At 67.5% G+C, this 8,963-nt stretch carries 9 protein-coding genes; 1 reads left to right on the top strand and 8 read right to left on the bottom strand.

Annotation, left to right across the window (positions count from 1 at the left end):
* Positions 1-75: 75 nt before the first annotated feature.
* The 4 genes from PV721_RS37550 to PV721_RS37535 form a co-directional block, all read right to left on the bottom strand.
* Positions 76-1,641, bottom strand: a complete 1,566-nt coding sequence (locus tag PV721_RS37550; protein WP_319732445.1) for a phage/plasmid primase, P4 family — start codon at positions 1,639-1,641, stop codon at positions 76-78.
* Positions 1,638-2,720 (bottom strand): bifunctional DNA primase/polymerase, encoded by a 1,083-nt coding sequence (locus PV721_RS37545; RefSeq protein WP_319732443.1) that lies wholly within the window; start codon positions 2,718-2,720, stop codon positions 1,638-1,640. The genes PV721_RS37550 and PV721_RS37545 overlap by 4 nt, the downstream gene beginning before the upstream one ends.
* A gap of 1,420 nt (positions 2,721-4,140) precedes the next feature.
* On the bottom strand, positions 4,141-4,335 hold the full coding sequence (locus tag PV721_RS37540; protein WP_319732441.1) for a hypothetical protein: 195 nt from the start codon (positions 4,333-4,335) through the stop codon (positions 4,141-4,143).
* 274 nt (positions 4,336-4,609) lie between these two features.
* The gene (locus PV721_RS37535) at positions 4,610-5,152 is read right to left on the bottom strand and encodes a hypothetical protein (protein WP_319732439.1); all 543 of its coding nucleotides are present in this window, start codon (positions 5,150-5,152) and stop codon (positions 4,610-4,612) included.
* Positions 5,153-5,518: 366 nt separating this feature from the next.
* Between PV721_RS37535 and PV721_RS37530 the strand changes: the two genes are divergently transcribed.
* Positions 5,519-5,788, top strand: coding sequence for a DUF6225 family protein (locus PV721_RS37530; RefSeq protein WP_319732437.1), 270 nt, complete (start codon positions 5,519-5,521; stop codon positions 5,786-5,788).
* Positions 5,789-5,808: 20 nt separating this feature from the next.
* Here PV721_RS37530 and PV721_RS37525 read toward each other — a convergent pair whose 3' ends face one another.
* The 4 genes from PV721_RS37525 to PV721_RS37510 form a co-directional block, all read right to left on the bottom strand.
* Positions 5,809-6,123 carry a WhiB family transcriptional regulator gene (locus PV721_RS37525; RefSeq protein WP_319732447.1) on the bottom strand — a complete coding sequence of 105 codons (315 nt, stop codon included), beginning with the start codon at positions 6,121-6,123 and terminating at the stop codon, positions 5,809-5,811.
* Positions 6,124-6,715: 592 nt separating this feature from the next.
* Positions 6,716-7,582 carry a hypothetical protein gene (locus PV721_RS37520; RefSeq protein ID WP_319732435.1) on the bottom strand — a complete coding sequence of 289 codons (867 nt, stop codon included), beginning with the start codon at positions 7,580-7,582 and terminating at the stop codon, positions 6,716-6,718.
* A gap of 311 nt (positions 7,583-7,893) precedes the next feature.
* Positions 7,894-8,223: a hypothetical protein gene (locus tag PV721_RS37515; RefSeq protein ID WP_319732434.1), complete on the bottom strand. Its 330-nt coding sequence runs from the start codon at positions 8,221-8,223 to the stop codon at positions 7,894-7,896.
* Between the two features lie 356 nt (positions 8,224-8,579).
* Complete coding sequence (locus PV721_RS37510) at positions 8,580-8,912, bottom strand: ATP-binding protein (RefSeq protein WP_416371262.1); 333 nt, start codon at positions 8,910-8,912, stop codon at positions 8,580-8,582.
* Between the last annotated feature and the right edge of the window lie 51 nt (positions 8,913-8,963).

Genomic DNA, 8,963 nt, shown 5'->3' with positions numbered 1-8,963 from the left:
GGATGGGACTGGTCCCGTGTAGGGGCACCAGGTCCATCGTAGGGAAGTGCGGTGGGGGTGCGTAGTCCGCGTGAGCTAGACATGTCCGGGCTCGGATTGGTCTTCGGCCAGGAGGGCGAGGCCGGGGTAGTACTTTTTGCCGCTCGACTTCATCATGTCGGCGGGTGAGGCTAGGCAGAGTTCTTGCCGCACCCGGGTAGCAAAGGCGCGTGCGGTCGCGGGGCGGATTCCTTCGCCGGCGCTGCACCAGCTGCTGTAGGCGGCGTAGAGCAGGCCTTGTTCCACCTTGAGGTCGCCTGCGCCTCGTTCGTTACCGCGGCTGGTGGTGCCGTCGGTGACGCAGCATTCCGTGAGGAAGCGGCCGATGTGGTCTTCGGTCGTCGCGTATGCCTGCGTTGCTGTGCGTACCGAGGCGGGGCCGGTGAGCGGGTCGCGGGTGGCGAGGTAGTGCTGGGCGCCTTCGATGAGCCAGTGCAGGATGCCCGGGCCTTCGCTCTGGACGAGCTCTTTGGCCAAGTTGTCGATCTTGCGGGCAGCGGGAACGACCCGTTCGAACGGAATCAGGCGGATACGGCGCCAGAAGGCGTGTCCTCCGGAAGCCACCTCGGGACGGTGATTGCCCAGCAGCCACAGCTTGTGGGTGGGGTTGAAGCTGAAGAAGTCCTGCCGCATGCGGCGGGCCATGATGCGGTCGCCACCGGTCAGCAGTTTCACGCGGGACTCGTCGAACTTGTCATTGGGCTTGAGCTCGCTGCACACCACGATGCGCCGGCCGTGGAGCTCGGTGAGCTCGGTGGAGTGCTCGGAGAATTTGCCCTTCTCCATCAGGAAGCCAGGGGGGGCGGCCTGCGCGTAGTCGCCCAGGATCTGCGTCATGACGTCCAGGAGGACCGACTTGCCGTTCGCGCCGGTGCCGTAGAGGAACGGCAGGACCTGCGCGCCGACGTCTCCGGTGATGGAGTAGCCGAGGAGCAGGTGGAGGAACTGGATGGTTTCCAGGCCCTTGGCATCATCCCCGAATGTGTCGTGTAGGAAACGGTGCCAGCGAGGGGTCGGCGTGGCTTCCGGTGCGACGCCCGTGGCGCGCGAATGCATGTCGCGTTCGGGGTCCGGCTTGCGCAGGACGCCTGTATGCAGGTCCACGACCCCAGCGGGGGTGCACAGGGCGTACGGATCGCCGTCCAGGACGTCCGGGTCGAGCGCGAGCGCGGGTGAGGCTTTCGCCTGGGTCAGCATTGCCTTGATCCCGGGAGTTGACATCGACCTGCGCCGGTGCGCGGCCAAGTCCCGGTCGCTGAATTGTCCGGTGGGGTCGGTGATAGGCATCTGCTCGGCCATGTCGCCGGCCGCCCACAGTGCGGACTTCTCTCCTCCCGTGCGCTTCCAGCGGTACTGATTCCAGTGGTACCAGCCCAAACCCTCCACATGGCGAAACTGGTCCCCGTACATCACGGCGAAGAGCTTGGCGTTGCCCCGGTCAGAGAGCAGGCCGGGAAGCTGACCGGATGGCCGGGTCGGCTCATGCACCGTTGCGGTGCTCTGCTGGGCTGGCAGGCTCGTCGGCCCCGGCAGGTCCTGGAAGCCGAGCATCTGCTGGGCGGCGGCTGTTGCGTCAAAACGCGGGCCGTCGGCGCTGCTCATGGGCGTCCTTTGAGGTGAAGCGGCCGGCTGTGACCGGCGGACAGGGCAGAGGTTATGACAGCAATGCTGCGGTGGCTCTGGTGAGGGCGCGCCGCGTCAGCCGCTGCCGTGAGGAGCTCGCGGGCCTGCAAGTCCGTGAGATGGCCTGCGGCTACCAGGCCGCCGGCGGTGTAGGCCGCCCGGTTTAGTTTCTCCGTGAAGCTCGCTCCGTTCGCAACGGCGGCGCAGCCTTCCACTTCGGCCAGGAGTGGCTCCAGCAGACGGTGAGCGGATGTGCTGTTGCGCTTCGCGGCGTGTCGTGGTGCCTGTGCTGGTGGGCTAACAGTCGTGGCGGAAACCACATGCCCGGTTCGTTGCAGTTCTGCCGCGAGCCAGTCAGGTAGGGGGGCCGGAACTCGGGCTGGTCCGACGGGGACATAGGTGCCCGCCTGCGTCCTGGTTGCGGGGGCGACGATGTAGCCTCCGGTGGCCCGTACGTCGACTTGCCAGGCGAGCGCCACCTTGGGACTGGACCCCGTCGACGATCGGTAGTGGATGCCGGACAGCGGAGCCTGGTACCAGATGTGGAGACCGCCCGAGGGTGTCTTGACGCGTAGGGTCGTCTCGTCCTCCGACGGGTTTGGCTGCTTTCTGAAAGCCGCCAGCAGTGCCAGGGTGTCGAAACCGGAGGCCAGGCCTGTCAGGTTGACCTGTTCGTGGATCTCGATTCCTGGCAGGAGCCGCGTTCGGGCAGGGACTTCGGCACTGTGTGCGTCGACGTCAAGGACTACAAGTCCTGCGGGACCGCAGGACACCCCAACCCCGAACGCCGGCTGGTCGCCCCACCATGCGCTCAGCCTGGCGCTGTCGGTGGTAGCTGCGTGAAAGCCGTGGCACCACTTGCCTCTTGCCCCGCAGGGGCAACTCTGCGGAGGATGCGCTGCAGGCCGGCAGTCGTCGCAGTTGGCTGCAGGTGTCTTGCGCCCCGGAGCCAGAGGGTGCACGGGCCAGCCCTGTGATGCACACCAGAGAGCGACATCGAAGGGACTGACGAAGCTCTCCGCAGGCGCTCTTCTTTTGCTCTCACCATGGCGCGGCACTGATTGTCCTTGTTGAGGGGCCCAAGAGTTGTTTCAGTCCCTGGGTAAAGTCCCTGGTCAGAGGACCAGGGCCCTCCGGAGAGGGACTGAAGGGACCGAGTTTCCCAATAAGAGCCAGAGCCTACCCCAAGGTGGGGGGTCATTCGTTGCTGTCGCATCAGTTCTCCGGTCCCTTCAGTCCCTTGAAAGCCTGCACCGTCAAGGGCGGCAGGCCCGACACACCTGAGCGGGCTTCCCCGCAGCCCGGGCGAGTCGGGCCTGCGCGGTGGGGACCGGCGGAGGGACTGTCCAACTTGGCCCCTGTCGGTCCCTCCGACAAAAGGCCAGTTCAGAGGGGGTTCACTCCCCATCGAGGGACTGAAGGGACTCAAAGGTGCCAGTTATGAGTTGCCCAGCGTTAGGGGGTGTTTCTCTACGCGTGCGCATACACACGCGCACGCATGTAAGCGGAACTGGCCGTTTCAGTCCCTTCAGTCCCTTCAGTCCCCTCTACAATGGCTGATCAACGCTCTGACCTGCGAGTTTAGTATGGAAGAGACCCAGGGACTGAAACAGCCGAGAGACTGAAGTCCACCGGTAACAGCGCTCCGTCGGGACAACAGGCCGAGATAAGTACCTCGCAGGTGTCGTTGACGACGCGTAAGGCCTGGTCCTCTCACGCTCTGTCGCCACGATGCACGTCCCGCCGTAGGACGGTCTTCCCGATCTTGAAACTGCGCACCGGTCTCTATTCTGCGCCAGCCCGGCCGGGACGCCCAGCAGGCACCAATCGTCCGACCGCGGGCATCGGCCTGCTGTGGAAGGAGGCCAGTCGGGCGAGGGGCTCCGGTGAGCGCACCCACGGCGCGGGGCCCGACGTGGGTCCCTCCCCGATTCCCTCCCCTGGCTCATGCTCTTACTCGGGTTGCGCCAACTTGACGGTGGCTTGCACGACAGGTGGAGAGCAGTTGCCGGGCAACGGCTCCTGCTGATGTGCGTCGACGGATGTGGAGCGCCCGACGGGGGTTGGCACGGCGGTCGTGCCCTGGGCGTGTTTGACGTCGGACGCGCTGGCGGCCGGTCATGCAGACCGCGTACATCTGGGGAGTGGTCACTGCGAATGGGCTGCCGGGACGCCGTGCGAGCGGTCCGGACCGCGTCTTGCAGGGCCCGGCTGGCGACCAAAAGGCGCTCGCCAGCGGTCGATGCCCTTGGGGCATCCCGTCGGTGCCGGCCACCTGCCAGTGCGTCGGGCGGTCGAAGCAGGCGATGGAGGTGAGCCGTTTTGGCTGCCGGGGGCAGCCAAACGGGCGGGGTCGTGCAGGAGCGGAAAGCTGGCGCGGTTGTCGAAGTGCCGGAAGCCGGACACCAGCAGGCCGCGGTTTGGCTTCGCGCGGTGGCGGCCACGCGCCCACCAGGTCTCCGCGACTTCGTTTTCGAGTCACGCGATCGTGACCGCGATGGCCCGCTCGTGCGCCCGCTCGAGGATGTGGCGTTTCCGGTCGCTTCCCAGCGCCCACAGCAGCACGAGGGCGGCCCGCAGGCGCAAGACGAAGCTGAGGGCGAGCAGCGGGGTGGTGATGGACGAGACCGGGCAGCCGAAGATGGTGGCCCGCCGCGTCCGGCCTGCCGTCACCCCTGATCCAGGAGATCGTGCTGGATGCGGTCCGCCTCCGGATGCCGCCCCTTATCATGCAGCCGCCCCGCCTGCCGCTCCATCATCATCTCCCCGGCGGCAAGCCTGAGCACGACCAGGTTCCGCCCACCTCTCCGCGGTCGGGGTACCGGTCTGCTCCAGAGCCTTCCCCTTGAGCCGCCTTGAGCGGCAGAGATGCGGCAGGCCCCAGCCGGCACTGGCCACATGGCCGGATTGTGGTGGGCTGCGCTGTCAGATGTTGAGCGGCGGGCGGTCAGGCGCCCGCCCGCCAGGACGGCGGCCAGATCTCGCGTTCAGCGATGACTCCGCCTGGGACCTGCAGGCCCGCTCGGGCTTTTTCGTAGAATGCTTGCCTGGCGGCCCGGTACACGCCGTATGTCTGCTCCCATGTGGCTGCTTCTCCTGTCAGGCGTCCCCGTGCCATCCATTCCAGATGCCAAACGGCGTCGTTCAGTTTCCGGACAGCGTTGGCCGTTGCTGGATCGGCCAGAAGTCGGAGGGGTTCGGTCATGGCGGCGCGCCGCGCTTCTGCCTTTGCAGCCTGCTCCAGGCCATCGTTCGTGGGCTCCATGGGAGTGGGATCCTCGGTCAACCCTCGGTAAGCAGCGAGCCGCTGGTAGGCAACGACGCACTCCTTGATGGCCTGGCCATAGTCGCTGTATGCCTGTAAGAGCATTCCATCCCATCGTGCTCCTTGTTCTCTTCGCCAGCGCGTGCGTTCGTTCAGCATCCCTACCAAGTACGACAAGACCGCGCCCAGTGTGACGCCAATCAAGGCGTATAGCTGGTTGGTCACGTATGCCCCCTTCTCGACAGCGTCCTCCGATGCCTCCCATCAGGCTGCGAGGAAAAGGGATCGGTCAAACTTCTCAGGCGCTGGGGTGCTGCATAGAGCCGAGATCATCAGCGCTCGGGGACGGTCGCAGTCATCGCATGAAGAAGCTCATCCAGGTGTGGGGGGCTGACGGACTTGTCGCTGGAGAGTGCCCAGTACGAGGTAGGCGGGCACTGTTCCACCCAGGTGCGAAGCGACCGGGTACCCGGGAGGCGCAAGCCGAGCTGGACAGCGGAGTGTCGGAGGCCGTTGGCGAGCGATGGGCCCGTTCCGTATCAGCGGCGCGGCTGACCCCCTCGTTGTCCCCTGCGGTCCTAACCTCTTCCCATGGCTGACACGTTTGAGCACACTCCCCACGTGTGGACTGCAGCAAGGCTGCACGACGCGCTCTCCGGTCTCCCCGATGACACACCGATCCATATCGGTGCGGCGGACTCACCGGGGGACTTTGAGGGATACGGCGAGTTCGTGCTCGTCGGTGCCGAACCCGTGGAAATCGACCCCGGGAGCGAGACAGTCTCTCTGGATGGCAGCGAGGTTCAGTTCACGCTCTTCGCCGGCGCCAAGGCCGGCGTGTACTTCCTGGATATGGACTAACCCTCCACAAAAGGGCCCCGTCAGCTGGCAGCCGCATTGGATGGCCTGACCGGGGCGTTGTGGTCGTACTCACTGCGGGCGGCCTCGAGGAGCCGCTTCCAGGAAGTGACCGTTGGCCTTCGCTTCAAGAGCGCGCGGCGCTCGCGCTCGGTGATGCCTCCCCAGACCCCAGACTCGACGCGGTGGTCGAGCGAGTGGGCCAGGCATTCTGTACGCACCGGGCAGCCAGGGAGGACTGCCTTCGCTTGCGCCTGGGCGGCTCCTTCGACGAACAGCTCCTCCGGGTCGCCGGTCTGGCACGCGGCCCGTTCCCCCCAGACCTGATCCCTGGCCATATAGTTTGCCGTTCTCTCCCCGATCGGCTCCCCCACCACGCCCCCTGATGAGGGCGGGCTGAGCGTGACCGTACGGAAGACAGGTTGCCCGGTCGGCGTCGTCCTTCTGGGTCGGACCGGCGCATGGCGGCCCTTTGACGACAACGACCTCGCGACGCTCCAGGGTAGGAACACCGCAGGCGGGGCGCCCATCGCGCTCGCCGCGGCCGACGACCCGCTATACCGGCCGATTGGTCCCGTCGCGGGCCAGCAGGGGCAAGGTCGTGGTCGCCACTATGAGCCGGTGGCTCACTCCCCGACGCTGCGGGTTCGCTCGTGGAAGGCGGCCTCCCTCATTCCTGGGGCCGCGCGGCGCGGGGCTGGGGCGAAGACGAACAGGACCGCGGGACCGGCCGCTCCAGGGACGGCCCGGCGTAGTTCTCCTGCCAGTGACTGCGCGGGGCCCGGGCGTCGGTCACGCGCCCGGACGGAGGCGCATTAGCCGGTCATGCCGCAGATGTCGAGGGCCCAGCTGTCTGCGGCGATCCAGCGTGACCACCGCATTGAATGTCTGGTGCTGTTCCCGCCGCCAGCCGCGGCTGGCGAGGAGCTGCTACTCGCTCTTCTTTGGGCGGGGAAGTTTCCAGCGGTCCGCCCGATAGCGCGCTGGCTCGTTGTTGCCCGGCTTCGGCGGGTTGAGAGTGCGGATCATGGCGCAGTCGGGCGTCAATGTGAACGTCACCTTCAGCCCGGTGACCGTTATAGACGCGGGCCCGATGGTCACCCTGCCCTTGGTCGGTGCCCGCAGCAGAGTGTCCACCACCGCGCGCAGCGCCTGCGGACGCTCCTCGAGGGGAACGTCGCGGAAGAACGGGGAGTTCAGGGCGTCGGCGTGGAAGAGGACGTAGGGGCGGCGGCCCGTGCGACGAATCGTCTCCTCGTCGGTGATGGGACGCCGGGGATGTGGCAGGGGTACAGCCTGACCATCCCAGTCGTACGCCTGATCGGCGTCGAACAGGGGCCAGGTCGGTACGGGAAGTGCCGCCGCTCGGCGTGCCTCCGCCTCGGCGCGCTCGACGCGCATGCGCTCTTCGTGGGCCGCCTGCCGCTGCGCCTGCTCCTCCTGCCGCCGCACCTTGAGGCGCTGGGCTTCTCCTTCCCTCCGGCGTCGCTCGTCGAGTTGGTGCAGCAGCTCCTCGGTCGGGATGGGGGTCTCCTGATCGAACCAGGAGACCGCCGGGCCCAAGTACGCAACGACCCGACGGCAGGCGCCGTCCAGGATGAAGGCGTACGAGCCCTCGGGCGAACCGTCGTCCGGGCTGTCGGCCTTGTGGCTGCGGGCACGCCATCCCGAGGGGCTCCGGGCAATCCTGCCCGTCTGCAGGATCCGCTCAAGGAGCTGGCGGATCTGCTGCTCAGCGGTCTCGTCGGAGACGATGTGCGCGGCCACGTACGCGCGCCGCGCACCCGGGGAGATCACGACCTGCTGCGCGAGTACTCGCGCCTTATCCGGGGCGAAAGGGTCAACGGCGCTCCACTGCGCCTCAGTCCTCCCACCAGAACGGGGCGCCGAGTTGTCAGTCATACTCCAAAAGTAGCAACGCTCCCCGCCCACCCGACACCACAGCGGCCACAAGCCCCGGACACACCCGCCTTCCCACGGGCTACCAGGTACGGCCCGCCGGCCCGAGACGGCCGCCATCCCGGGCACATCGCGCAGCCGCCCACGCCAAGCAAGTCCTCAGCGGGGGCGTCCAGGAGCTGCGCCAGTTCCGCGAGCGTGGCACAAGGTCAGATCCCGTCCTCAACGAGCCCGAAGCCTTCTGGGAATCCCTCCAAGAACTCGCGCCGTGCCGGGCTGGTCTCGGCTTCGGCCAGCGGCACGATCTCCTCCCGCACCGTCCAGGCGTTCGTGCAGCCTTGGCTCCAGCGGTCATCCAGGTAGGGTTTGAAGGCGTCGAGTTTGGATGGTCGGCCCTGCCACTGCCCGTGGAACAGGTCCTCCGGGGGCTGCCTCGGCCAAGAGTTTGAGGGTGCGGGGAGGTCATGCGGAGTTGGCGGCCGATCGCCCTCTGGCTGAGCCCGTGCGGCCAGCAGTTCGTGGACGGTCGCGTAGTTCACACGGGTGCGGTCAGCGGAGTGGTGTCCCCTCGGCAAGGGCGAGCTGAACGACACCTATCCCACGCTGTGCATCCGCCGGCACGGTCCTCGCAGCTCCTTTCGGAGCCCCCGCTCCCTCCGCTTCGACAGCCCCTGCGGCCCGCCGCCCGGCGGGACCCACCCTCGTCCCCGGCGCGACACCGAGGCTGTAAGTCGGGGCGCTCTCCCGCGGGCCGGGCCCGGATGAGGGGCTGCCAGTCAGCACCGCCCTCGGGCCCGGCTCCCCCGTGATCCCGGGGCCCCTGCGACGCCGTTCGACGCTTCGTCTGCCTCGCGCGCATCGGCCTGCGCCCAGCCCGAGTCTGCCAGTTCATCGATCACGAGCAGGCGGGGCCGGCGAAGCACCTCATGATGCTCGACCAGCGGCCTTCGAGGGCGGCCTTGTGGCACTTGGCCGCGAGTTCGGCGGCGGTGAAGTAGACGCGGCGGCCGGCATCGACCGCTGAGCGGGCGAGTGCGACCGCCAGCATCGTCTTGCCGACGCCGGGCGGGCCGACCAGCAGGACGTTGGAGGCGTTGTCGAGGAACCGCAGGGTGGCCAGCAGCGACGGGCCGACTACCCGGATTACGCGGCAAGCGGAGACATCCTCAAGGACGCCAGGGAGGGCGGCGGATGGAACATGTCGCGCGCGTTGAAAATCGGCGTCCACTGCGGCGAATGGGCCCGCAAGTCGGCCCCGGACTCCACCACAACCCCGCCC

Origin of the sequence: Streptomyces sp. MB09-01, from assembly GCF_033794505.1 — a bacterium.
Taxonomy (GTDB): domain Bacteria; phylum Actinomycetota; class Actinomycetes; order Streptomycetales; family Streptomycetaceae; genus Streptomyces.
Note: the sequence above shows the minus strand (reverse complement) of the source record. Positions and strands in the feature narration are given on the sequence as shown.

Coding starts and splice junctions, on each gene's coding strand:
- PV721_RS37550 (WP_319732445.1), bottom strand. CDS start 1,641: ATGAGCAGCGCCGACGGCCCGCGTTTTGACGCAACAGCCGCCGCCCAG.
- PV721_RS37530 (WP_319732437.1), top strand. CDS start 5,519: ATGGCTGACACGTTTGAGCACACTCCCCACGTGTGGACTGCAGCAAGG.
- PV721_RS37525 (WP_319732447.1), bottom strand. CDS start 6,123: ATGGCCAGGGATCAGGTCTGGGGGGAACGGGCCGCGTGCCAGACCGGC.